The sequence below is a fragment of the Plantactinospora sonchi genome, assembly GCF_036422035.1.
Classification (GTDB): domain Bacteria; phylum Actinomycetota; class Actinomycetes; order Mycobacteriales; family Micromonosporaceae; genus Plantactinospora; species Plantactinospora sonchi.
Genome location: NZ_JAZGQK010000030.1, coordinates 14978 through 40232, shown reverse-complemented (window position 1 = coordinate 40232; position 25255 = coordinate 14978). Strand labels below are relative to the sequence as shown.

At 72.2% G+C, this 25255-nt stretch carries 14 protein-coding genes, 1 tRNA gene and 3 pseudogenes; 15 read left to right on the top strand and 3 right to left on the bottom strand.

What is annotated here, in order from left to right; all coding sequences use genetic code 11:
* The first annotated feature begins 1 nt into the window (after position 1).
* From murJ to V1633_RS29440, 14 genes and pseudogenes are all read left to right on the top strand, one after another.
* Positions 2-1684 carry a murein biosynthesis integral membrane protein MurJ gene (gene murJ, locus V1633_RS29505; RefSeq protein ID WP_331217563.1) on the top strand — a complete coding sequence of 561 codons (1683 nt, stop codon included), beginning with the start codon at positions 2-4 and terminating at the stop codon, positions 1682-1684.
* Complete coding sequence (locus tag V1633_RS29500; RefSeq protein ID WP_331217562.1) at positions 1681-2865, top strand: glycosyltransferase family 4 protein; 1185 nt, start codon at positions 1681-1683, stop codon at positions 2863-2865. The genes murJ and V1633_RS29500 overlap by 4 nt, the downstream gene beginning before the upstream one ends.
* Positions 2865-5147 (top strand): annotated as a pseudogene (locus tag V1633_RS29495) (hypothetical protein); the annotation flags it as partial. The gene V1633_RS29500 and the pseudogene V1633_RS29495, both read left to right, overlap by 1 nt.
* Positions 5148-5507: 360 nt before the next feature.
* A pseudogene (locus V1633_RS29490) lies at positions 5508-7211 on the top strand (CTP synthase); the annotation flags it as partial.
* 158 nt (positions 7212-7369) lie between these two features.
* On the top strand, positions 7370-8014 hold the full coding sequence (locus tag V1633_RS29485; protein WP_331217642.1) for an NUDIX hydrolase: 645 nt from the start codon (positions 7370-7372) through the stop codon (positions 8012-8014).
* A gap of 188 nt (positions 8015-8202) precedes the next feature.
* Positions 8203-9318: an alanine dehydrogenase gene (gene ald, locus V1633_RS29480; protein ID WP_331217561.1), complete on the top strand. Its 1116-nt coding sequence runs from the start codon at positions 8203-8205 to the stop codon at positions 9316-9318.
* Complete coding sequence (locus tag V1633_RS29475; RefSeq protein ID WP_331217560.1) at positions 9315-10355, top strand: site-specific tyrosine recombinase XerD; 1041 nt, start codon at positions 9315-9317, stop codon at positions 10353-10355. The genes ald and V1633_RS29475 overlap by 4 nt, the downstream gene beginning before the upstream one ends.
* Before the next feature lie 238 nt (positions 10356-10593).
* The gene (locus V1633_RS29470; protein WP_331217559.1) at positions 10594-11523 is read left to right on the top strand and encodes a ParA family protein; all 930 of its coding nucleotides are present in this window, start codon (positions 10594-10596) and stop codon (positions 11521-11523) included.
* 411 nt (positions 11524-11934) lie between these two features.
* A complete protein-coding gene (locus tag V1633_RS29465) occupies positions 11935-13212 on the top strand; it encodes a segregation/condensation protein A (protein ID WP_331217558.1) in 1278 nt (425 codons plus the stop codon).
* Positions 13213-13499: 287 nt separating this feature from the next.
* A complete protein-coding gene (scpB, locus tag V1633_RS29460) occupies positions 13500-14402 on the top strand; it encodes an SMC-Scp complex subunit ScpB (RefSeq protein WP_407952130.1) in 903 nt (300 codons plus the stop codon).
* Complete coding sequence (locus tag V1633_RS29455) at positions 14389-15141, top strand: pseudouridine synthase (RefSeq protein WP_331217557.1); 753 nt, start codon at positions 14389-14391, stop codon at positions 15139-15141. Before scpB ends, V1633_RS29455 begins: the two co-directional genes overlap by 14 nt.
* Positions 15142-15343: 202 nt before the next feature.
* Complete coding sequence (gene cmk / locus V1633_RS29450; protein ID WP_331217556.1) at positions 15344-16027, top strand: (d)CMP kinase; 684 nt, start codon at positions 15344-15346, stop codon at positions 16025-16027.
* Between the two features lie 175 nt (positions 16028-16202).
* Positions 16203-17606, top strand: a complete 1404-nt coding sequence (gene der / locus V1633_RS29445) for a ribosome biogenesis GTPase Der (RefSeq protein WP_331217555.1) — start codon at positions 16203-16205, stop codon at positions 17604-17606.
* A 229-nt stretch (positions 17607-17835) separates the two neighbouring features.
* Positions 17836-17909, top strand: a tRNA-Pro gene (locus tag V1633_RS29440).
* Between the two features lie 77 nt (positions 17910-17986).
* Here V1633_RS29440 and V1633_RS29435 read toward each other — a convergent pair.
* The 3 genes and pseudogenes from V1633_RS29435 to V1633_RS29425 all read right to left on the bottom strand — a co-directional run.
* A pseudogene (locus V1633_RS29435) lies at positions 17987-18588 on the bottom strand (tyrosine-type recombinase/integrase); the annotation flags it as partial.
* A 114-nt stretch (positions 18589-18702) separates the two neighbouring features.
* Positions 18703-19020, bottom strand: coding sequence for a hypothetical protein (locus V1633_RS29430; RefSeq protein WP_331217554.1), 318 nt, complete (start codon positions 19018-19020; stop codon positions 18703-18705).
* An 850-nt stretch (positions 19021-19870) separates the two neighbouring features.
* Positions 19871-21748 (bottom strand): serine hydrolase, encoded by a 1878-nt coding sequence (locus V1633_RS29425; RefSeq protein WP_331217553.1) that lies wholly within the window; start codon positions 21746-21748, stop codon positions 19871-19873.
* Between the two features lie 89 nt (positions 21749-21837).
* Between V1633_RS29425 and V1633_RS29420 the strand changes: the two genes are divergently transcribed.
* Positions 21838-24816, top strand: a complete 2979-nt coding sequence (locus V1633_RS29420; RefSeq protein ID WP_331217552.1) for a BTAD domain-containing putative transcriptional regulator — start codon at positions 21838-21840, stop codon at positions 24814-24816.
* Positions 24817-25255 lie beyond the last annotated feature (439 nt).

Here is a 25255-nt window from a genome sequence, read left to right as displayed (position 1 = left end):
CGTGAAGACGCCGGCACCTCTCGCCGGCGCCGGCCGGGTCGCCGGCGCCGTGGCGCTGATCGCCGTACTGACCGTGGCCAGTCGACTGGCCGGGTTCGGGCGTACCGCCGTCTTCACCTGGGTGATGGGCGACAACAGCGACCTCGGTGGCATGTACGTGGTCGCGAACACCGTCCCGAACATCATCTTCGAGATCGTCGCCGGTGGGGCGCTGGCCAGTCTTGTCGTACCGCTGCTGGCCGGCGCGGTCGCGGCCGGTGACCGGGCCGCGGTGGCCCGGACCACCGGCGCCCTGCTCAGCTGGACGCTCACCCTGCTGATCCCGCTCGCGGTCGCGGTCGCGGTCTTCGCCGAACCGGTCATCGGGCTGATCGCCGACCGGCCCAGCCCGGCCGAGGTCGAGGCCGGAGCGCGGATGCTGCGAGTGTTCGCCCCCCAGTTGCCGCTGTACGGGATCGGCATCGTGCTCACCGGGGTACTCCAGTCGTACCGCCGGTTCGCCTGGCCGGTGATCGCCCCGCTGCTCTCCAGCGTCACGGTGATCGGGGTCTACCTGGCGTTCGCCGCCGTCGACGGGGTGCACCCGAGCATCGCCGAGGTCGGACGCGGCGGAGAGCTGATCCTCTCCGCCGGCACCACCCTCGGCGTGGTGGTGCTCTCACTGTCACTGCTCGTGCCCCTGCGCCGGCTGCGGCTGCCGATCCGACCCGGCTACCGGTTCCCGGCCGACGCCCGGGCCAAGGTCGGCGGCCTCGCCCTGGCCGGGGCCGCCACCGTGACCGCCCAGCAGATCGCCCTGGTGGTCAGCCTGCACCAGGTGACCGGTGGGCCGACCGGCGCGGAGGTGGTCTTCAACCTGGCCCAGACGGTGTACCTGCTGCCCTGGGCCGTGCTCGCCGTCCCGCTGGCAGTCGCGGCGTACCCGACCCTCGCCGCCGCCCACGCCACCGGGGACGTCGCCGGCTACCGGGACACCCTCGCCCCGACCGCGCGTCGGGTGCTGCTGTTCAGCTGCCTCGGCGCGGCGGCGCTGGTCGGCACCGCCGAACCGGTCGCCCGGTTCTTCTGGCCGGACAGCGGCACCGCCTCCGCCGCCGCCATCGCCGGTTTCGCCCCCGGGCTGCTCGGCTACGGCCTGCTGGCGGTCCTCACCCGGGCCCTGTACGCCCGCAACGCGGCCGCCCCGGCCACCGTCGCCACGGTCGTCGGCTGGCTCCTGGTGCCCGTCGCCGCGATCGGGCTGTCCACCGTCTTTCCGGTCGACTACCGGGTGTTCGCGGTGGGCGTGGCGAACTCGCTCGGCATGCTGGTGTTGGGCGTGCTGCTGGTCGTGGTGGTGATCCGGGAAGCCGGCCGCCGGGCGTTGATTGGTTTCCCCCGCGCGGTGCTGGTGGGAGTGCTCGCCGGGGTCGTCGCGGCGGCGGTCGGCGCGGCACTGGCGCACTGGCTGGGCGGCGGCGCCGACGGCACCCCGGCGCGCGGCGCCGCCCTGCTACAGGGCATGCTGTCCGGTGTCGCCGTCGGCGCGGTGTTCGTCGCGATCGTGTACCCGCTGGACCGGCACGACGTACGCCCGCTGCTGGTCGCGGCGCGGAACCGGCTGCGTGGCCTGACGGCCCGGGTGGGTCGACGCAACGTCGACGGCCCGGAGGTGGACGAGGAGAGGGAGCGGGAAACGCGGTGAGTACCGGGACAGCCGGCGACTGGGCCGGCTCGGTCGTCCTCCTCCTCGCCTCCAGCACCGGGGGTGTCGGTCAGCACGTCGCCTCGCTGGCCCGAGGTCTGGTCGCCAACGGCGTCGGGGTCACCGTCTGCGGGCCGGCCGCCACCGAGCAGCAGTTCACCTTCACCGCCAGTGGTGCCCGTTTCGTCCCGGTCGAGATCCCGGCGAACCCGACTCCGGCCGATGCCCGGGCGGTCGCCGCGCTGCGCCGGGTGCTGACCGGACCGGTCGACGTGGTGCACGCGCACGGACTGCGGGCCGGCCTGGTCGCGGTACTCGCCCGGCCGGTCGTACCGGTGGTGGTCACCTGGCACAACGCGGTGCTCGCCACCGGCGTACGGGGACAACTGTCCCGGTTCGTCGAACGGGTCGTCGCCCGCCGGGCCCGGATCACCCTCGGCGCCTCCGCCGACCTGGTCGACCGGGCCCGTGCCCTCGGTGCCCCGGACGCCCGACTCGCCCCGGTCGCCGCGCCCACCCTGCCGCCCCCGCGCCGGACCCGGGGAGCGGTCCGGGCCGAGTTCGGCGTCGCGCCGGACCAGCCGCTGATCCTGTCGGTCGGTCGCCTGCACCCGCAGAAGCGCTACGACGTGCTGGTGGATGCCGCGGCCCGGTGGCGGGGGCTGGAACCGGCCCCGGTGGTGGTGATCGCCGGCAGCGGCCCCAGCTATCTGCAACTGGCCGCCCGGATCTCGGCGGCCCGGGCCCCGGTCACCCTGCTGGGCCACCGCACCGACGTCGCCGACCTGCTCGGCGGGGCCGATCTGGCGGTGGTCACCAGCGACTGGGAGGCCCGCCAACTCTTCGCCCAGGAAACGCTGCGGGCCGGCGTACCACTGGTCGCCACCGCCGTCGGCGGGCTGCCGGAGCTGGTCGGCGACGCGGTCGTGCTGGTCCCGCCGGGCGACGTCGACGCGATCGACGAGGCGGTACGGGCCCTGCTCGCCGACGCCGACCGGCGGGCCGAGTTGTCCCGGGCCGGTGCCGCCCGGGCCGCCGAATGGCCGACCGAGGCCGAGACGGTCGCCACCGTCACCGCGATCTACGCCGAACTCGCCCCGGCCGAGGTGCCCGGTCGCCAACCCGACGACTCCGCCACCGGTCCCGCCGGGGCCACCGGTTCGGCGGCGGGGCAGGTCTGATGCCGCGCTCGCGACCCGCGTGGCGCAGTTGGCTGGTGGCGCTGCCCCGGCGGCTGCGGCCGGACCGCCCGGGCCGGACCGACCAGGCGCCGGACCTGACGGGGCTCACCGTGACAGCGGACCCGGCACGGCCCGCTGCGGCACCGGACCCGGTACGGCGGCTCACGGCGGCACCGTTACTGCGTCGGCTGGTGCCGGTCCTGCTGACCGTGGCGGTGGTGGGCCTCGGCGTCGCCGCGCTGGTCGTCCGGCCGGCCTCCGGCGCACCGGAGAAGACCGCCGACTACGTGGTGCTGGCCGGGGTGCCGGGGCTGCGGTGGGACGACGTGGACCCGGAAACCACCCCGACGCTGTGGCAGATGGCCGAGCGCGGCTCGATCGGTTCCCTGTCGGTCCGGTCGGCGCGGCAGCCGACCTGTCCGGTCGACGGCTGGCAGACCCTCGGTGCCGGCAACTTCGCGGCCTGGGACGGCAGCGTGGTGCCCGCCGGGTGTCCGCCGCTGGACGTCACCGTCGAGCGGCCGGACCGGATCAGCGCCAACCTGCCCGACCAGCGGGCCACGGTCAACTACAACCAGGACAAGCTGCGCTGGGGCACCGTGCCGGGGGCGTTGGCCGAGTCGGTCCGCTGCACCGTCGCGGTCGGCCCCGGTGCCGCCGTCGCCGCCGCCCGGCCCTTCGGGCGGGTGGACCGGTACGCCGAGAAGCTGCCGACCGACCTGCCCGACCTGCTCGACGACTGCGTACTCAGCATCGTCGACCTCGGTACCGTCGCCGGAGACGACCCCGTCGGCCGGGCCGCCGCCGCCCGCCGGGCCGACGCCGCCCTGGCCCGGGTGCTGGCGGCCCGCCCCGCGCGGTCCCTGGTGCTGGTCGCCGGGATCGCCGACACTGACCAGACGTCGCGGCTGCACGTGGCGGTCGCCGACGGCCCCGGCTGGGAACGCGGCTGGCTCACCTCACGCAGCACCGGACGGGACGGTTACCTGCAACTGGTCGACCTGGCGCCGACCACGCTGGCCGCGCTCGGCCGGCCGGCGCCGCAGCGGCTCTTCGTCGGACAGCCGGCGACCGTGGTCGGCGGCCGCCCGGCCGCCCTGCCCGACGCGATCGCCGCACCGGCGGACGCCGACCGGGAGGCCCGGGCCCAGCAACGGGTGGCCCGATGGTTCTTCGTGCTGCTGGCCGGCCTGCAGGTGCTGCTCGCGATCGCGGTCGTACCGCTGTTGCGGCGGGCCCGCCGGCACGCCGGACCCGCCGGGCCGACCCCGGCGCCCCGGCGGGTCGTCGCGACGGTGGAGGTGCTGCTGATCGCGGCCGCGCTCGCGATACCCGCCGCGCTGGTCGCCGACGTGGTCCCGTGGTGGCGCGGCGAACACGCCGGTGTCTACTTCGCCCTGGTCACCGCCGTGCTGCTCGGTGCGGCCACCGCCGGGGTCCGACTGGCCCGGGCGTACGGGCGCACCCTCTGGCCGTTGGGCAGCGTGGCCGCGTTGGCGGCGCTGGTGGTCGCCGCCGACGTGATCACCGGAGCCCGGCTCCAGCTCAACGGGGTGATCGGTTACTCGGCGCTGGAGGGCGGACGCTACTCCGGGCTCGGCGTGGTCGGCCTCGGCGTGTTCGTGGCCGGCAGTCTGCTGACCGCCGGATGGCTCGCCCAACGGGTACGCCGCAGCTGGCGTCCGGCGGTGGTGGTGCTGGTCGGGGTGCTCGGGGTGATCGTGGTCGGCAGCCCGTACCTGGGCGGTGATCCGGTGGGGGCGGTCGCGTTGACCGCCGGGGTGAGCATCGCCGCCGCGATCAGCACCGGCGGCTGGCTGACTCCCGGCCGGCTGGCCTGGGCCACCATGGCGGGTCTCGCGGTCACGATCGGGTTCGCCCTGCTCGACCTGCGTCAGCCGCTCGACCAGCGGGGCAGCCTCGGCCGGTTCCTCGCCGCCTTCGGCGACGGCACCAGCGGACTCACCGTGCACCGGTCCGGGGCGGCGAACATGACGGCGCTGCTCGGTAGCCCGCTGACCGTGCTGGCCCTGGTCGGCGCGGTGCTGGTGTGGTTCGCCCTGCTGCGTCCCTGGGGCGGCCTCAAGCGCCTCTTCGGGATCTATCCGGCGGTCCGGGCCGGGATGGCCGGTATCGCGGTGGCGGCCCTGCTCGGCGGGGTGCTCGGTGGCTCGGCCCTGAACGTCGCCGGGGCGGCGGCCGCCCTGGCGGTGCCGATGGCCGCCCTGGCCGCCCTGCGGGTGCTCGACCACGCCGCCGACCGGACCATACCGGCCGCGATCCCGTGGCCGGAGGAACCGGCCGACGCGCCGACCGGCTGAGCCGCGTCCTGCCTGCTCGCCGGTCCCTGCCGGTCTCCCGGAGCCTGCTGCCGGTCTCCCGGAGCCTGCTGCCGGTTTCCCGGACCCTGCCGGTCTCCCGGAGCCTGCCGCTCGGCCCTGGGGGAGCGGTCGGGGGAGCCGGTGGCGGGAGGTGACCGGCGGGTTGATCAGGTGCGACCACCGGGTCGACGGCACGGAAACGGGTGCGGCCGGCGCCCCGGCCAGGGATGGTGTTACCGTGGAATCCCGTGGATCGCGTGGATCACTTCGCTGATCGGACCCGGTCTGCACGATCGCAACAGACGACCACGGGAGCAGGCCTTGGCCCCTTCAGTACGGACGACCAGGCACATTTTCGTCACCGGGGGCGTCGCCTCCTCACTCGGCAAGGGCCTGACCGCCTCCAGCCTTGGAAATCTCCTCACCGCGCGGGGTCTACGCGTCGTGATGCAGAAACTCGACCCCTACCTCAACGTCGACCCGGGAACGATGAACCCGTTCCAGCACGGTGAGGTCTTCGTCACCGACGACGGCGCCGAGACCGATCTCGACGTCGGGCACTACGAACGGTTCCTCGACCGGGCCCTGTCCGGGAAGGCGAACGTCACCACCGGCCAGATCTACTCCGAGGTGATCGCCAAGGAGCGGCGCGGGGAGTACCTGGGGGACACCGTTCAGGTGATCCCGCACATCACCAACGAGATCAAGGCCAGGATCCTGGCCATGGCCGATCCCGACGAGGACGGCCGGACCCCGGACGTGGTGATCACCGAGGTCGGTGGCACGGTCGGGGACATCGAGTCGCTGCCCTTCCTGGAGGCGATCCGGCAGGTCCGTCACGACCTCGGTCGGGACAACTGCTTCTACCTGCACGTCTCGCTGGTGCCGTACCTGGCGCCGTCGGGGGAGCTGAAGACCAAGCCGACCCAGCACTCGGTGGCCCAGCTGCGCAACATCGGTATCCAGCCGGACGCCATCGTCTGCCGGTCGGACCGGGAGATCCCGGACAAGCTCAAGCACAAACTCTCGCTCTACTGCGACGTCGACCGCGAGGCGGTGATCGCCGCCCCGGACGCGCCGAGCATCTACGACATCCCGAAGGTGCTGCACCAGGAGGGCCTGGACGCGTACGTCGTACGTCGGCTCGGGCTCTCCTTCCGGGACGTCGCCTGGGACCGGTGGGACGACCTGCTCGACCGGGTGCACCACCCGCGGCACACCGTCCGGGTCGCCCTGGTCGGCAAGTACGTCGACCTGCCCGACGCGTACCTGTCGGTGAGCGAGGCGATCCGGGCCGCCGGGTTCGGTCACCGGGCCCGGGTGGAACTGCACTGGGTGCCGAGCGACGACTGTGTGACCGCCGCCGGTGCGGCAGCCGCGCTGGCGGGCGTCGACGGGATCGTCATCCCGGGCGGCTTCGGCGTACGCGGCATCGAGGGCAAGATCGGCGCGGTCCGGTACGCCCGGGAGAACCAGATCCCGATCCTGGGACTCTGCCTCGGGTTGCAGTGCATGACCATCGAGGTGGCCCGCCACCTCGCCGGACTGGACGGCGCCAACTCGCTCGAGTTCGACGAGAAGGCCACCCACCCGGTGATCGCCACCATGGCCGACCAGCAGGACATCGTCGCCGGCAAGGGTGACCTGGGCGGGACGATGCGGCTCGGCGCGTACCCGGCGCGGTTGGCCGAGGGCTCGCTGGTCGCCGAGGCGTACGGCGCCACCGAGGTCAGTGAGCGGCACCGGCACCGGTACGAGGTGAACAACGCCTACCGGGACGCGCTGACCAAGGCCGGCCTGCAGATCTCCGGCACCTCGCCGGACGGTCGGCTGGTCGAGTTCGTGGAGCTGGACCGGTCGCTGCACCCGTTCTTCGTGGCCACCCAGGCACATCCGGAGCTGAAGAGCCGGCCGACCCGGCCGCATCCGCTCTTCGCCGCGTTCGTCGGCGCGGTTGTCGCCTACTCGTCGGCCGACCAGCTGCCGGTGGAGCTCGGTACCTTGACCGGTGCCGCCGCCAGTGCCCCGGTCGGCGCCGAGTCGGCGCTGGGTGTCGACGACACGGAGTCACCGGCCGCCGACGCGGAGTCGGCGAACCCGGCGGAGCGGGGTGGGCGGGGCGGCCGCAACGGCCAGGTCCGGGCGGCCCGCGCGAGTACCCCGTCGTGACCGGCCCCACCCCGGTGAGCTCGGACACGGCCGGCTCCGGGGCGGCCAGCTCCGGGGCGGCCGGGGCCGGGCACCGTTACGAGGTCCGGTCCCGTCAGCTCCGGTTCCAGGGCCGGATCTTCTCGGTCGTCACCGACCAGGTCGAGATGCCGGGCGGCCGGGTCGGGGCCCGGGACTACGTACGGCACGTCGGCGCGGTCGGTGTGGTCGCGCTGGACGACCAGGGGCGGGTGGTGCTGGTACGGCAGTACCGCCACCCGCTCCGCCGGGTGATCTGGGAACTGCCGGCCGGCCTGGCCGACGTGGCCGGCGAGGAACTGCCGGCGGGTGCGTTGCGGGAGCTGGCCGAGGAGGCGGACCTGCGCGCGGCCCGACTCGACCTGCTGGTCGACGTGCACACCTCACCCGGCTACTCCGACGAGATGATCCGGATCTTCCTGGCCCGGGAGCTGTCGGAGGTCCCGCCCGGTGACCGGCACGAGCGCCACGACGAGGAGGCCGAGCTGGAGGTCGTCCGGGTCGACCTGGACGAGGCGGTGTCGATGGTGCTGTCCGGCCAGATCACCAACGTGGCCTGCGTCGCCGGGGTGCTCGCCGCGGCCCGGGCCCGGGACCAGGGCTGGGCACCGCTGCGCCCGGTCGACGCGCCACTGCCCTGACCTCGGCGCCGGGCGGCTGGCTGACATACCGTCAAGCGTGACGGTTACCCGCTGTCACAATGCTGGCTGCCCGGCCCCGGGCGCGGTCCTAGACTTCCGCAGGCGGGACGGTGGACCGCGGCGGCAACGGAGCCGGCGCGCGCCGTACCACCGGAGCCGGCGACCCCGGCAGAGAGGGTGTCTGCATCGTGAAGGTCGGAATTCCGCGCGAGGTCAAGAACCGCGAGTACCGGGTGGCGATCACCCCGGCGGGCGTGCACGAGTTCGTCCGTGCCGGCCACCAGGTGTACGTGGAAACCGGTGCCGGGGCGGGGTCGTCGATCAGCGACGACGAGTTCACCGCCGCGGGCGCCACCATCCTCGGCGACGCCGACGACGTGTGGGGCACCGCCGAACTGGTTCTGAAGGTCAAGGAGCCGGTGGCCGAGGAGTACCACCGGATGCGGGAGGGGCAGCTGCTCTTCACGTACCTGCACCTCGCCGCCTCGAAGTCGTGCACGGACGCGCTGCTGGACCGGAAGGTGACCGGTATCGCGTACGAGACGGTCGAGCTGCCGGACCGCTCGCTGCCGCTGCTCGCCCCGATGTCCGAGGTCGCCGGCCGGCTGGCCCCCCAGGTCGGGGCGTACCACCTGATGCGCAGTGGCGGTGGGCGCGGCGTCCTGATGGGTGGCGTCTCCGGCGTGTACGCGGCCAAGACGGTGGTGATCGGCGCCGGGGTCTCCGGCCGGAACGCGGCGGCGATCGCGCTCGGCCTGCAGGCCGAGGTGTTGCTGCTCGACCGGGCGGTGAACCAGCTGCGCCAGGCCGACGCGATCTACCGGGGGCATCTGCAGACGGTGGCGTCGAACACCTACGAGATCGAGAAGGCGGTGCTCGACGCCGACCTGGTGATCGGCGCGGTGCTGGTGCCCGGGGCGAAGGCGCCGACGCTGATCAGCAACGAACTCGTCTCGCGGATGAAGCCGGGCAGCGTGCTCGTCGACATCTCGATCGACCAGGGCGGCTGCTTCGAGGACTCCCGGCCGACCACCCACGACGACCCGGTCTACCCGGTGCACAACTCGCTGTTCTACTGCGTGGCGAACATGCCCGGCGCGGTGCCGCACACCAGCACGTACGCGCTGACCAACGTCACCCTCCCGTACGCCCTGGAGCTGGCCAACCACGGCTGGCGCGAGGCGCTGCGCCGGGACCCGGCGCTCGCCCTGGGCCTCAACACGCACGCCGGCCAGGTCACCTACGGCCCGGTCGCCGAGGCGCACGGGATGCCGACCCTGCCGTTGGCGGACGTTCTCGGATGAGCGTCGGACCGGGGTCGGGGTCGGGCACGGATGCCCCGGCCCCGGCTCAGGTCGGGCCGCCGCCCACCCCGACCCCGGTCGAACCGTCGCCGGCGCTGCGACGGGCGCTGCGCGGCTATCTCGACCACCTGACGGTCGAGCGGGGGCTGTCGACGAACACGCTGACGTCGTACCGGCGGGACCTGGAACGCTATCTGGCGTCCCTGGCCGCCGACGGGGTCCGGGACCTGGCCACGGTCGGACCGGCGCAGATCACCGGGCACGTGGCCCGGCTGCGGACCGGGGATCCGGACCACCCGCCGCTGTCGGCCGCCTCCGCCGCACGGGCGGCCTCCGCCGTGCGCGGCCTGCACCGGTTCGCGGTCCGGGAGGGTCTGGTCGGCCAGGACGCGAGCCGGGACGTCCGCCCGCCCGTGCCGCCCCGCCGGCTGCCCCGGGCGCTGGACGTCGCCGACGTGCTCCGGCTGCTGGAGACCACCGGTCCGGTCGGAGCGACCGGACCGGAGGCGACACTGCCGCTGCGCGACCGGGCGCTGCTGGAGTTCCTCTACGGCACCGGCGCCCGGATCTCCGAGGCGGTCGGCGCGGCGATCGACGACGTCGACCTGACCGACGGGGTGGTCCTGCTCCGCGGCAAGGGCGGCCGGAGCCGGCTGGTGCCGGTCGGCGGGTACGCCGCCGAGGCGCTGCGGGCCTACCTCGTCCGGGCCCGACCGATCCTCGCCGCCGCCGGTCGCGGCACCCCGGTGATCTTTCTCAACGCCCGGGGTGGCCCGCTGTCCCGGCAGAGTGCCTGGACGATCCTGCGGCGGGCCGCCCGACGCGTCGGACTTCCGGTGGACGGACCGGACGCGGTCTCGCCACACACGCTGCGCCACTCGTACGCCACCCACCTGCTCGACGGCGGGGCTGACGTGCGGGTCGTGCAAGAACTGCTCGGACACGCCTCGGTGACCACCACCCAGGTCTACACGCTGGTGACGGTGGACCGACTCCGAGAGGTGTACGTCACCGCGCATCCCCGGGCCCTCGACTGAACCCTTCCGGGTAATCTCGGCGCGCGGTGCCTGCGACGCGTGGACGCTCCGGCCGTGGTACACGGTTGTTCCCGCCGAGTCGACACGCCGAGACGGTGCCCACTACGGTGCTGCGACGTGGCGTACAGTCGGCATCGGCGCGGCCTCGTGAGGCGGCAATCGAGGTTCGCGGCGGCGCCGCACAGGACACCGTTCGGCTCCGACGCCGGGCAGTCGTCGGGAGGGGGCGTACGAGGACATGGCTGACAACGGTGACCGTGCCGAGGCGTGGACCTCGACCCTGCGCGAACAGCAGTCCGCCCTGGACCTCGGCGCCGAACTCGGCCCGGCCGATCCGGCCGCGTACACGATGCGCAAGCCGATCCCGGAGCCGATGCCGACCGATCAGCACGGCCCGGCGCGGATCATCGCGATGGCCAACCAGAAGGGCGGGGTCGGCAAGACCACCACCACCATCAACCTGGGCGCCGCGCTGGCCGAGTACGGCCGCAAGGTCCTGCTCGTCGACTTCGACCCGCAGGGGGCGCTCTCGGTCGGCCTCGGTGTCAACCCGCACAACCTGGATCTGTCGGTCTACAACCTGCTGATGCAGGACGACGTCACCGCCGAGGACGTGCTGATCAAGACCGACGTGGCCGGGCTGCACCTGCTGCCCGCCAACATCGACCTCTCCGCGGCCGAGATCCAGCTGGTCAACGAGGTCGCCCGGGAGATGGCCCTGGCCCGGGTGCTGCGGTCGATCCGCAAGGAGTACGACTACGTCCTGATCGACTGCCAGCCGTCGCTGGGCCTGCTGGCGATCAACGCACTCACCGTGGCGGACGGCGTACTCATCCCGTTGGAGTGCGAGTTCTTCAGCCTGCGCGGGGTGGCGCTGCTGCTGGACACCATCGACAAGGTGCGGGAGCGGCTCAACTTCGACCTGGAGCTGGAAGGCATCCTGGCCACCATGTACGACAGCCGCACCACCCACTGCCGGCAGGTGCTGCAACGGGTGGTCGAGGCGTTCGGTGACAAGGTCTACCAGACGGTGATCACCAAGACGGTCAAGTTCCCGGAGTCCACGGTCGCCGGCGCGCCGATCACCACCCTGGACCCGGCCTCCTCCGGCGCCCGCAACTACCGCCAGCTGGCCCGAGAGGTGATCGCCGCGCAGGCCGAGCGGTAACCCTGTGCCGAAGCCCCGGCCGGCCGGTGCCGGCCGCTCTCTCGTTCCGTTTCCCGGGCCCGTTCCGGTGCCCGCCGTGTCGAGGATCATCGGGTGAGTGACGGTAGCGTCGCAGGGCTGCCGACGGATGGCGCCGAGCCGGTGGACTACGGTCGTCGGGTGAGTTCCCCCGCCGCTTCCGCCTCGCCGGACCCGACACCGCCGGACCCGGCGTCGTCAGGTTCGACAGCGTCGGATGTGGCACCGGCGGATTCGACGTCCCCGTCCCCGGCCGGGGCTCTGGTTTCTCCAGCGGCCTCTTCATCGTCAACTGCGGCGTCGGCTCCAGCTGCCACGGCGTCAGCTCCAGCTGCCACGGCGTCAGCTCCAGCTGCCACAGCGTCAGCTCCGACGACCACCGTGTCGACGGCCGTGGTACCCGTCCAGGCCCGGACATCGCGGGAATCCGGCCCGGCTGATGACGGGCCGCCCGCTGACGATCCGGCCGAGGGTTCCGGTGGGCCGGACGCCGCCGGGTCGGTCGACGGGAACGCCCCGGCCGGCGACGAGGCCGACTCGGCCGCCGGTTTCACCGTACGGCTGGCGAACTTCACCGGGCCGTTCGACCTGCTGCTGCAGCTCATCGGCAAGCACAAACTCGACGTGACCGAGGTCGCCCTGCACCAGGTGACCGACGAGTTCATCGCCTACATCCGGGCGATGGGTGACGACTGGGACCTCGACGAGGCGAGCGAGTTCCTGGTGATCGCCGCCACCCTGCTCGACCTGAAGGCGGCCCGACTGCTGCCCACCGCTCAGGTGGAGGACGAGGAGGATCTCGCCCTGCTGGAGGCGCGGGACCTGCTCTTCGCCCGGCTGTTGCAGTACAAGGCGTACAAGGAGGCCGCCGCACACATCTCGGAGTTGGAGGCGGTCGGTTCCCGCCGCTATCCGAGGGCGGTCGCCCTGGAACCGAGGTACGCCGAGGCGCTGCCCGAACTTGTCCTGGGCATCGGGCCTGAACGACTGCTCAAACTGGCGATCAAGGCGATGACCCCGAAGACCGCTCCGGTGGTCTCGATCGACCACGTGCACATGGTGCGGGTCAGCGTCCGGGAGCACGCCGCACTGCTCCGGGACCGGCTGCGCCGCGCCGGCACCGCGACGTTCCGGATCCTCTGCGCCGACTGCGAGTCGACGCTCGAGGTGGTGGCCCGGTTCCTGGCACTGCTCGAGCTGTACCGGGAGGGTCTGGTCGGGTTCAGCCAGGTGGAGGCGCTCGGCGAACTGACCGTACGGTGGACCGGTCCCGCCGACGGCGGCGCCGACCTGAACATCGACGAGTACGCCGGAGCGCCGGTCAAGGAGCAACCCACAGCCGGGGAACCGGACGCCGCCGGCGAAACCGGCGGAACCGTTCCCGACCCAGCCGGGGCCGGCGCGTCGGCCACCGACGTCCAGGGGACCGACGCGGGCGGAGACGGCGGATCGGATACCGCCATCGTCGAGCCCGGCCGGGTGCAGGCCGAAGGGATCGGGTCCGGCGGGTCGGAGGCCGAGGTGGTCGGGGCCGGCGGGTCGGAGGCCGAGGTGGTCGGGGCCGGCGGGTCGGAGGTGGTCGGGCCCGGCGGGCCGGAGGCCGATCGGCCAGCGGCGCCGACCGAGGACGGACCGACAGGCGTCGAGGAGATGCGGGAGGAAGCACGGTGACCAGCGACAGTCGGCCGGAGTCCCTGGCCGAACAGGCTGCGGCCTGGGTGCCGCCCTGGGAGCGGTCGCCCGCACCGGCACAGTCCACCGGGCAGGACACAACCGAGACGCCGGCGAGCGACACCCCAGGTGTCGAAGGACCGGCGAGCGACATCGCCGGTGCTGGGGCGCCGCCGATGGACGAGCCCGGTGCCGAGACGTCGGTGACCGAGGAACCGGTCGCGGAGACCACGTCACCGGGGGAGGCGCCCGCCCACGGAGACGAGTCCGCGCCGCAGATGTCCCCGATGACGGAGGAGTCGGCTGCCCACCCGCCACTCACAGTCGACGATCCGGTCGAGCTCGGCGAGGTGCCCAACCCGCCGTCGGCCGACGCCGGCTCGGAGGCTGCGGACGTACCCGGGAGCGACGTGGCCTTCGGGTCGGAGGCTGCGGACGTACCCGGGGTGGAGAGCGTGTCCGGGCCGGAGGGCGCGGACGTAGCCGGGGATGCCGTATCCCGGGCCGACGTGGCCGGGATCGACGTGGCCGGCGGGCCGGAGAGCGCGGACGTGGCCGGAGATGACGTACCCGTGGCCGACGGGCCGGAGGGCGCCGACTCGCCGGCCGGTGCGACCAGACGGGCGGCGCCACTGGCGCTGGTCGACGAGGACGAGTTGCGCGGCGCGCTGGAGGCGATCCTGCTGGTCGTCGACGAGCCGGTCGCCGAGATCGTCCTCGCCCAGGTGTTGGAGCAGCCGACCGCACGGGTCGCCGGCATGCTGGACCGGCTGGCCCGGGACTACGCCGCGGCCGGGCACGGCTTCGAACTGCGCCGGGCGGCGGGTGGCTGGCGTCTCTACACCCGGCCGGAATACGCCGCCTACGTCGAGCGTTTTGTCTTGGACGGCCAGTCTGTCCGGCTCACCCAGGCGGCGTTGGAGACCCTTGCCGTGGTCGCCTACAAGCAGCCGGTGACCCGGTCACGGATCTCCGCCATCCGCGGTGTCAACTGTGACGGGGTGATCCGTACCCTGGTGTCGCGCGGCCTGGTCGAGGAGTGTGGCACCGAGCCGGACAGTGGTGCGTTCCTCTACCGGACGACAACGCTGTTCCTGGAGAAGCTCGGGCTGGACAGGGTCGACCAGTTGCCGCCGCTCGCCCCGTTCCTGCCTGACGATGTGGAAGAGATCGCCGATGCCCCACGATGACAAGCTCGCCCCCGCCGACGGCGTCGAGCGCCTGCAGAAGGTGCTCGCGGCCGCCGGCGTCGGCTCCCGACGTGCCTGCGAGGACCTGATCTTCCGGCGCCGCGTCACCGTGGACGGCCGGGTCGCGCAGCTCGGGGACAAGGTCGATCCGTCGACCGCGGTCATCTACGTCGACGGCGAGCGGGTGGTGACCGACACCCGACTGGTCTACCTCGCGATGAACAAGCCGCGCGGCGTGGTCTCGACGATGGCCGACGAGAAGGGCCGTACCGCGCTGGCGGACTTTCTCGGCCGGGTCGAGGAACGGGTCTACCACGTCGGCCGGCTCGACGCCGACAGCGAGGGACTGCTGCTGCTCACCAACGACGGGACGCTCGCCCACCGGCTGATGCACCCGTCGTACGGGGTGCCGAAGACGTATCTCTGCGAGGTGGCGGGGCCGTTGCGTCGCAACGCGGGCCGGCGACTGCTGGCCGGAGTCGACCTCGAGGACGGTCCGGCCCGGGTCGACGAGTTCCGGCTGGTGGACACCCTGGGACGAACCGCCCAGGTGGAGCTGACCCTGCACGAAGGTCGCAAGCACATCGTCCGGCGGCTGATGGAGGAGGTCGGACATCCGGTCACCCGTCTGGTGCGTACCGCGATCGGCCCGATCCGGCTCGGTGACCTGCGCGCCGGGCGGCACCGGATGCTGACGAACGCGGAGATCGCCGCGCTGTTCAAGGCGGTCGGCGACTGATCCTGCCCCGAGGGCGCCCGACGCCACGGCCGTCGGGCGTGGGCCGGTTCGGGGCGCGGGGCATGATGGACAGCGAAACATGGGTCGTGGCGGTGCGCCGACGCTGCGGTGTGCCCGTGACGGGCCCGGGCATACGTCCGGTTGTCGGGACAGCGGTCCGATGATCGGGGCATACGACCACTGACTGGCTGAAGGAGGAACGGTGGCGGAAGAGGTACCGACCGGGCGATGTGTGGTTGCCGTGGACGGCCCGTCCGGTTCGGGGAAGTCCACCGTCTCCCGCAGGCTGGCAGATGCGCTCGGCGCCCGCTATCTCGACACCGGCGCGATGTACCGGGCGGTGACCTGGGCGGTGTTGCGTTCCGGCGTCGACCTTGACAACGCCGAGTCGGTGACGAAGGTGGCGGGCGAGGTCGACCTGAAGATCGGCGTCGACCCGGCGGCGCCGAGCGTGACCGCGGACGGGATCGCCGTCGATCGGGACATCCGGGGCCCCGAGGTGACAGCCGCCGTTTCCGCGGTGTCGGCCGTGCCCGCCGTACGGGAGATCCTGGTCGCCCTGCAGCGGCAGATCATCGAAGCGGCCGGTCGGATCGTGGTCGAGGGCCGGGACATCGGCTCGGTGGTGGCCCCGGACGCGGACCTCAAGGTCTACCTGACCGCCTCGGCGGAGGCACGGGCCCAGCGACGCAGCACGGAGAACGCCGCCGACCTCGCCGCGACAGCGGCCGACCTGGCCCGGCGCGACCGGCTCGACTCGACCCGCGCCGCCGATCCGCTGCGTCAGGCCCCGGACGCGGTGGTGCTGGACACCACCGAACTCGGCATCGACGAGGTGGTCAGCCGGCTGCGTGAGCTGTTGACCGGACGGCGGCCGGGTCAGTGAGACGACGTACCGGTCGGAAGTTTGCGGTACCGGGACGGGCGCGAGCCCGCCCGGGCGGTGGTCGGACGGTTGTCCGGCCGGTTGAGTGCCGGACAGGTGTCCGGCACGGCGAAGGTCGGACGGTTGTCCGGTCGGGTGAAGGTCGGACTGTTGTCCGGCGGGGTGAGGAGGCGTCGTGAGTACCGGTGACGGTTGGGTTGAGCTGCGGGAGCCGGACGTCGACGAGGAGGAGCCGACCGGTCCGGTGCCGGTGGTGGCGGTCGTCGGCCGCCCCAACGTCGGCAAGTCCACACTCGTCAACCGGATCATCGGTCGTCGGCAGGCCGTGGTCGAGGACACTCCCGGGGTGACCCGGGACCGCATCCCCTATGACGCGCAGTGGTCGGGGCGGCAGTTCACCGTCGTCGACACCGGCGGCTGGGAGCCGGACGCCCGGGACCGGGCGGCGGCTATCGCGGCCCAGGCCGAGAACGCGGTGGCGACCGCGGACGTGGTGCTGTTCGTGGTCGACGCCATGATCGGGTCCACCGACGTCGACGAGGCCGCGGTGCGGATGCTCCGACGCAGCGCCAAGCCGGTCCTGCTGGTCGCCAACAAGGCCGACAACACCACGATCGAGCTGGAGGCGACCTCGCTGTGGTCGCTCGGGCTCGGCGAGCCGCACCCGGTCTCCGCTCTGCACGGCCGGGGCTCCGGCGACCTGCTCGACGCGATCCTGGAGGCGTTGCCGGAGGCGCCGCCGATCCGGGAGTCCGGGCCGCGCGGTCCGCGCCGGGTCGCCCTTGTCGGCCGCCCCAACGTCGGCAAGTCCAGTTTGCTCAACCGGCTGGCGAAGGAGGAGCGGGCGGTGGTGGACGCCGTCGCCGGCACCACCGTCGACCCGGTGGACAGCCTCGTCGAGATCGGCGGGGAGGTCTGGCAGCTGGTGGACACCGCCGGACTGCGCAAGCGGGTCGGCAAAGCCAGCGGTACGGAGTACTACGCGAGCCTGCGGACCGCCGCCGCGATCGAGGCGGCCGAGGTGGCGGTGGTGCTGCTCGACTCCAGTGAGCCGATCAGCGAGCAGGACCAGCGGATCCTGACGATGGTCACCGAGTCCGGTCGGGCGTTGGTCATCGCCTTCAACAAGTGGGACCTGGTCGACGCGGACCGGCGGTACTACCTGGACAAGGAGATCGAGCGGGAGCTGCGGCGGATTCCCTGGGCGATCCGGGTGAACGTCTCGGCGAAGACCGGACGCGCCGTGGACAAGCTCGCCCCGGCCCTGCGTACCGCTCTGGCCAGCTGGGAGACCCGGGTGCCGACCGGGCAGCTGAACCAGTGGCTCACCGCCCTGGTCCAGGCGACGCCGCACCCGGTGCGTGGCGGACGGGCGCCGAAGGTGCTCTTCGCCACCCAGGCGGGTACCTCACCGCCCCGGTTCGTGCTCTTCACCACCGCGCCACTGGACGCCGGCTACCAGCGGTTCGTCGAGCGCAAGCTCCGCGAGGAGTTCGGCTTCGAGGGCAGCCCCGTGGAAGTGTCGGTACGCCCGCGCAAGAAGGTCGGTGCCGGCGGCCGGGGCAAGGCCCACGGCTGACCCGCAGCCCACTGTTTCTGGTGCCGGTACTTTCTGGTGCCGACACGCCCCGACCTCGGCCGGCACCAGAAACAGCCCATCTTCCTAGGACGGCGTAGGGGGTGTGTCAGCGACCATTGGCCGACTCCCCGGTCGAGGGGGCTGCGAGGCGGGGGAGGGCGTGTGCGCGGACCGGATGATCCTGCGCTAAGCTGTACCGGCTGTCGCAGGGGGACCTGAAGAGCAGCAACGGGACGTGGCGCAGTTTGGTAGCGCACTTGACTGGGGGTCAAGGGGTCGTCGGTTCGAATCCGGCCGTCCCGACAGCAGGTCGAAGGCCATCTCAGGGAAGTCTGAGATGGCCTTTTTGGTGCCCGTACAGCAGCGAAGTACAGCAACGGTCATCCGTCGAGGCTGTCGCCCAGGCGCCGCAGCGCGTCCCGGGTCGCCTTCGGCGATGCCTGACTGTAGACCTCCATCGTGATCGAGAAATCGGCGTGCCGAAGGATCGCCATCGCGATCCGGGGGTGCACATCCAGGTCCACGAGCAGGGACGCGCAGGTACGCCGCGCGTCATGCACAGTGATCTTCTTGATCCCGGCCCGGAGACACCCCGCGTCCCAGGAACGCGAGAAGTTGCGCGGCTCGACCGGCAGCCCGTACCGGGTCGTGAAGACCATGTTCGTGTCGTGCCAGCCCTCGCCGGCAGCCGTGGCGGCGGCTTCCTGTCGTAGCCGGCCGTGCCAAAGGACGCTGACGCAGATGCCCGGCAGGGGCAGCGGAGCGTCCGACTCTTCGGTCTTCGTCTCTCGGTGCAGCAGTTGCCCGCGTACCCGTTGAAGCTGCTTGTCGACCAGGAGAGACACCTCGTACCGGTCGCGGCAGGAGTCGCAGAACCGCTCGCCGTCGTGTCGCAGCGCTTGTTCCAGCCGCCCCAGTCGACGTGGTCCCAGGTCAGCCCGAGCACTTCGCTCTTGCGTAGACCGAGGACCAGGACCAGCAGAAGACTTGACGCTAGGCTGCGATCGTGTTCAGGGCTGTCGGCCGCGTACCGAATGCCACCAGGCGGCGTCGATGGCAATCTGTTCTGTGTGGAGGAGATCACGCTCGAACGCTCTCACGTCGACGGGTGCCTGCGACGGATCCATAAACTCGGTGATCTCTCATCGGGTAGTCGCACGTTGTGCACGTCGATGTAATGCGCGAGCCCTTCAGGCCACACGAAGTGTTGGCCGTCGGTCAGTTCCTCGGATCCGTTGCGGATGCCACACAGTCGACACAGTGAGTAGCCGGCGGCAGCCACGAAACATGTGCCACCACGCAGGTAGTCGCTCACCCGTCGCTGGCTCGCCGAATCGGCCTCGTCGTCGACGAACAACGCCGGGTCGGGCCAGTATTCTTCGCCCGGTCCACGCCAATAGCCGATCAGTCGCAAAGTCCGAGTGTTGTCTGCCGGGCTGCTCCACATGGGCGCCATCGTCCCAGGACATGCTTGACGTTCGGTCTAGAACCTTGTCCTGAGGAGGGCGGGCGTTCAGAGATCAATGTGTTGTTCGACGGCGGTCGCGTCGTATGGCTCGCCGAAGCGGAGGGTGGCGTGCGCTGGCTTGGCCGGGAAGGCCCGCAGCTGCGGCTCCATCGCGGTGAAGAGTCGGGTGGCGTCCGGACCGTAGGCGTAGAGGACGGCTTCGCCGCCGCCGAACTCGTGGCCGTCGAAATTACCGGCGTCGGCGGCCTCGATAGCTGTCTCGGACCTGGGCTGGGTTCCTTCGGGACTGGTCCCGGTCGCTGCGCGCCGGGAGCCATCCGGAGACCACTCGCTACAACTACCTCCTAGCTGCCGCGCAGTTGGGTCGGTATCTGGGGGAGTCGTCCCCGGATCCAGACGCCGACGATGCGGCATGCGCGGCGCGGAGCTTCGCGTCGTAGGTGTAGCGCTGGATCTCACAGGTGGCGACCGGCAGGGAGGGGAGCTTGCTGTCGGCGAGTTGGAGGCCGTCCGGTGAGTCGCGCCAGCAGTGGTTGCGCATACCCTCGGGGGAGCGCGTACGCCCCCGCTCGGAACCCGGTTCCGGCCTCTGGGTTGTGGTTTTCTACGGCTTGGGCGCCAGGGCTCCCTGTGGATCAGCATTCGGTCGGTGCACTCGGTGCACTCGCTGCACTGGGCGCGTACGGTGCAGGGAAGCGTTCGGGCAGCGGCTTGGCGGTGGCGTCTGGGACGGACACGACCGATCGCGTGACCACGAGTGGTGGTCACGCGATCCGGGCCGGTGGTACCGGGCGGGTCAGTTGCCCGCGCGCTGCGGCATGAAGCTGGCCAGTGCGGACTTCAGGTGCGGGCGCAGCATTTCGGCCATGCTCGCCTGGACCGCCGGGAACATCGCCGCCGACTCCTGGCTGCAGTCCGTCGACGAGCCCAGGCCGCAGTCGATCGCCCCGTCGATGAAGGCGCCGTAGACGTACTTCCGTTCGGTCTCCACCCCGTTGAAGTTCCGGTACGGCAGCGAGATCATTCCTCCGCCGGTGGAGCGCATGAGCAGCGCGGTGCAGCCGCTCTCGTTGCAGGTCGCGCCGTCGGCGGCGTTGGCGTACCCGCCTGGCTTGAACGCGCCCCACATCTTCGCCGCGAAGGCGTTGCGGTCGGTCACGCTCATGCCGAGCGCATCCGCCTCCTGCTTCATCACGCTGGAGAAGATCCAGGTACCGGGGTCGGCCAGCTCCGTGAACTTGTCGCGGGCGACACCGGTGCCCAGGTACGGGGAGTTCGCCCGGTACACCGCCTCGTAGAGCTTGCCGGCGTCGGCCAGGGTCAGCTCGTTGGACGCCTTGACCTGTCCGGCCGCCTCCCAGGTGCAGCCGATCCGGTGGTTGAGCTGGGTGTCGGCCATGCCGAGCGCGTCCGAGGCGGCGTTCAGCGCGGCCGGGCCGTACCGGTTGTAAATCGCGTCGGTCTTGCGGTTGTCCGACTGCTCCATCATGCCCTTGAGCGTGTTCTCCAGGTTGTCGGCGACCGGCTGGGTGGTGATCGGGGTGCCGTTGTCCTGGTACGCGCAGAGACCGCCGTTGTCCGGGGCGCTCGGGTTCTTGTACCAGGTCACCCCGGCGCCGAGCGTCTCGGTGCCGAGGTATACCCGGCGCATGGCGTGCACGTGGTGCAGGGCCTTGAGCATGCTCGCCGGCTCGAACTTGACGTCCCCGTTGAGCCAGTTCTGCGTGTTGCCGTCGACCGACTTCAGGTAGAAGCCCCGCTTGGGCAGGTTGTTGCCGATGCCGTTCTCCAGCGCGGTACGCGCCTTGATCGAAACCGGGTCCAGGTTGTCCACGAAGATTACCGAGTACCGCGTCTCGCCGTTCTGCACGAACGACTTGAGGTGGATCGGGCGCAGACCCTTGTTCGCCTGCATCTCCAGCACCTGCTGTGCGGAGGCGTTCGGATGCCAGGACCAGTAGGGCAGGTCGGTCTTGACCATCACCGCCGACCACTTGCCGTCGGCGTGGCGCTCCACGTCGACCAGCCGGGCATCGTGCTGGGCCAGCGCGTCGCCGATCTCGGCCATGGTCTTGCCGAACAGGGTCCAGGACTGCTTCTGGTCGACCCCGGTGTTCGGGATCATCACCACGTCGTACTGGTCGCCGGAGACGTGGTCGATGTCGATGATCCGGCCGCCCAGGTCGGCCAGCCGGGCGTTGATGTAGCTCTCCGTGCTGTTGACGTACCACTTGTAGTTGTGCCAGTTGTTCGCCGGGTTGTCCACCCAGGCGGCGGCGAACCGGGTCTGCCCGTTCACCACGTATCGCTCCAGGTCGAGCAGGCGCTTGTCGCCCAGCTTGGCCAGCAGGGTGTCGACCGTCTCGTCCGTGGTCCAGGACGCGCTGCCGGACAGCCCGCGCTGGTAGGCGCCGGAGTTGTGCACCAGGACCGCGGCGTAGTTGTCCGGCCCGTTCACCTCGATGCCGGTGACCCGCATGTCGTACTGGTTGGCCCAGTTGTTGATGGTGGCCTTGTTCGCCGACAGGTACCAGCCGAAGCCGACCGGGGTGTCCGAGTAGCGCTCCGGGTCGGTCACCGGCGCGGCGGCGGCCGGGGTGGCGAGGCCGACCACGAGGCCGGCGGCGGTCAGGGCGGCGGTGAGTGCTGCGGTCAGCAGTTTCGTCGTTCGCATGGGATCAGCTTCCCGACGGACCCTCAAGGTGCCTCAAACTATTCTCAAAGGTCGGTGTTGGGGAGCCGACACAGCGGAAGAGGATGTGGATGGAGCGCAGCGCCGACCGTCGACTGTCCCGGCGGTGCACCCTGGTCACGGCCGCGGCCGGGTTCGGCAAGACCACCGCCGTACGGGACCGGCTACGCGGCATGGCGGTGCGCTGGCACGACGCGTCGCTGCTCACCAGGTCGGACGCTGTGCCGGTGGCCACCACGGAGCCGCTGTGGCTGGTCGCCGACGAGGTGGAGCGGGTCGATCCGGCCGGTGCGGTGGCGTTCGCCGAGCGGTTGCCCGCCCAGTGCCGGCTGGTGGTGGTCGGACGTACTCCGGCGGCCGGCGGACTGGCCAGGTGGCGGGCCCGGGGCCTGTTGGCCGAGCTGGGACCGGAGGAGCTGGCGCTGAGCCGGCCCCAGGTCGAGGCGTTGCTCCAGCACGAGTACGGGGCCCGCGACGGCGATCCGGTCTGGCGCTGGACCGGTGGCTGGCCGGCGCTGGTGCATCTCACCGGCCAGGCGATGACCCGGCCGGACCGGCCCGGGTCGGAACGTGCCCTGCTGAACTGGCTCACCGCGCCGGACACCGCGCTGGCCGACTTCCTCGGGGCGGAGGTGCTGGACAGCCTTTCCCAGGCCGAGATGGCCCTGCTCACCGACGCGGCCGAACTGGACCCGCTCACCGTGGACCTGGCGGTCGAACTTGGCCACGAGGCGACCACGGTGGACGCGCTGCGCCGCGCCGGGCTGCTTCGGGCCGCCGGCGAACCCGGCCACTTCCGGGTGGTGCCGCTGCTTGCCACGTTCCTGCGCCCCCGGCGGCGACGCGACGTGCTCGGCCGGGCCGCCGGCTGGTACGCGGGACACGATCTGCCGCTGGCGGCGGTACGGGCGCTGCGCTCCGTCGGTCGCACCGACGAGGCGGTGGAACTGCTCGCCAGCCGTGGCGAGAGCGTGCTCGCAGTCGGTGGTGCGGCGACGGTGATCCAGACCGCCGAGGAGCTGCCGCCCGCGCGGCGGCCGGAGCCGCTGCGGCTGCTGCACGCCCAGGCGCTCTACACCACCGGCGAGAGCGCGGCGGCGCTGCGCATGCTGACCGAGCAGCGCGCCGAGCGGCCGGGCCCGGTCGACCCGGCGCTCGCCTGGCGGCTGGGCAGCCTGCATTACCTCAGTGGGGACCCGCGTGCCGCGCTGGAGGTGTTCCGCAGCGCGGCGGTGCCCGACCCCGACGATGACCTGGCCGGCGGTGCCGCCACGGACCTGGCCAGGCTGTACTCGTGGACCGCGACTGTGCACTGGCTGCTCGGAGACCTGCCCGCGTGCACGGTCGCGGCCGACGCCGCGATGCGGGCAGCGGCCCGTGCCAACGAGCCGGGGGCGCTGGCCGCCGCGCACGTGGCCCGAGCCCTGCACGCCAAACTGGCCGGCGACCCACAGGGTAACGGCGAGCACTACGAGCGGGCCCTGGCCTACGCGGAGGAAGCTCGCGACGCGGTGCAGGTGACCCGGATCAGGTCCAATCGCGCGTCCCGTCTGATCGACGACGCGCGGTTCGCCGAAGCGCTGGCCGAGGCCCGTCCGGGCGCCCGGTTGGCCGAGGAGATCGGCCACGTACCGATGCATGCGCTGGCCCTGGTGAACGAGGGCGAGGCGCTGGTCGGGCTGGGCCGACTGGACGAGGCGCTGGCCGTGTTCGAACAATCGGTCTGGCTGTATCGGCGTACCGGCTCCCGGATGGTCGCGTACCCGCTGCTCGGCGTGGCCGGGATCCACCGGCGGCGGGGACGCGCCGTGCAGGCGGGCGCGGCGTACGAGGAGACGGTCGAGATCGCCGAGGCGGCGGGCGACCGCCAGGCGCTGGTGCCGGCGCTGGCCGGCCTGGCCCGGCTGGTAGCGGCCCGGGACCCGCAGGCCGCGCTCGGGTACGCGAGCCGCGCCCTGGCGGCCGAGCCCACCTCCACGGTCGCCAACCTCGCCCTGGGCTGGGCCCGGCTGGCCACGGGCGAGGCGGAGCGGGCGGCCGAACTGGCCGGCCTTGCGGCCCAGGCGGCCCGACGCCTACAGGAGCGGGCCCTGCTGCCGGAGGCGCTGGAATTGATGGGCAGCGCCGCGACGAGTCCGGCGCAGGCCCGCCGGGCCTGGCGGGAGGCGCTCACCCTGTGGGAGGCAGCCGAGGCCACCCTCGACGCGGACCGGGTACGCGCCGCGCTCGGCGTCCTGCCGGGCGCCTCGACCGACGACCGGATCGCCGGCAAGCTCGCCGCCGCCCGACTGGCCGTGAGCGGCGTGGAGTGGACGCCCCCCGGCACCCCGCCCTACCGGTTGGGGGTGCGGACGTTCGGGCGGTTCGAGGTGACCAGCGGCGCGGGCGAGGTGGTGACCTGGCAGTCGCGCAAGGCACGCGACCTGCTGCGGATCCTGGTGGCGCGGCGCGGCCGGCCGGTGCCGCGCGAGGAGTTGGGCGAGATGCTGTGGCCGGACGAGAACCCGGCCAAGGTGGGGCACCGGCTGTCCGTGGCGCTGTCCACCGTACGCGGCTCGCTCGACCCCGAGAAGCGGATGCCGGCGGATCACTTCCTGCTCTCCGGACAGGGCAGCGTCGCGCTGGACACGGTCCGGATCGACATCGACCTGGAGGACTTCCTGCTCGCCGTCGAGCACGGCCTGCGGCTGCACCGGGAGGGCCGGACCGGCCAGGCGCGAGCCGTGCTGGACGACGCGCAGCGCCTCTACACCGGCGACTTCCTCGGCGACGAGCCGTACGACGACTGGGCCGTGCCGGTACGGGAGGAGGCGCGCGCCACCTACCTGCGGGTGCTTCGGACCCTGGTGGACCTGGCCCGAGACGGCGGGGACACCGCGGATGCCGTTGGCTTCCTCTACCAGATCCTGCAGTTCGACCCGTACGACGAGAACGCGCACACCACACTGATCGAGCTGCTCACTGGGCACGGCTGGCACGGTGAGGCGCAGCGGGCGCAGACTCGGTACCGGGAGGCGATGGGTGAACTGGCCGCCGCACGCGGCAACTGAGCGGACGAACCCACCACCGGGCTGGACCCGCGCAGCCGAAACGACACCAGGTGCGAGGCGACGAGTTCATCTCCCGTAAGCCCGACCATGACGTCGACCGCCGGCAACCACCAACCGTCGGAAGCCGGACTGCTCACGTAGAGTGCCGGGCCGCAGAAAACCGGCACGCGTTTTATCCGCGGCATGTGCGGATGGCCGATCACGCGGCTTGTCCCGCTTGGCCGGCTGAGCGCCAGGCGCGGTCAGAACGGGGGCGCTGGGTCCCAGTCAACAGATGAGACCCAGGCCGGCTATGCCAGAGTTGCGGTCCGGGCTGTTCCCGGCGGTCAGCGGCGCCGGCGGTTCCTCGCCGCCGACCTTCGTCCGGCACCCGCGTGGAGTTTTCACGTTCGCCATCAGCCGGGCGTCGACCTCCACTGGCGGCAAGTACGGCGACAGG

Coding starts and splice junctions, on each gene's coding strand:
- V1633_RS29470 (WP_331217559.1), top strand. CDS start 10,594: ATGGCTGACAACGGTGACCGTGCCGAGGCGTGGACCTCGACCCTGCGC.
- scpB (WP_407952130.1), top strand. CDS start 13,500: ATGACGGAGGAGTCGGCTGCCCACCCGCCACTCACAGTCGACGATCCG.
- V1633_RS29420 (WP_331217552.1), top strand. CDS start 21,838: ATGGAGCGCAGCGCCGACCGTCGACTGTCCCGGCGGTGCACCCTGGTC.
- V1633_RS29455 (WP_331217557.1), top strand. CDS start 14,389: ATGCCCCACGATGACAAGCTCGCCCCCGCCGACGGCGTCGAGCGCCTG.
- V1633_RS29425 (WP_331217553.1), bottom strand. CDS start 21,748: ATGCGAACGACGAAACTGCTGACCGCAGCACTCACCGCCGCCCTGACC.
- V1633_RS29475 (WP_331217560.1), top strand. CDS start 9,315: ATGAGCGTCGGACCGGGGTCGGGGTCGGGCACGGATGCCCCGGCCCCG.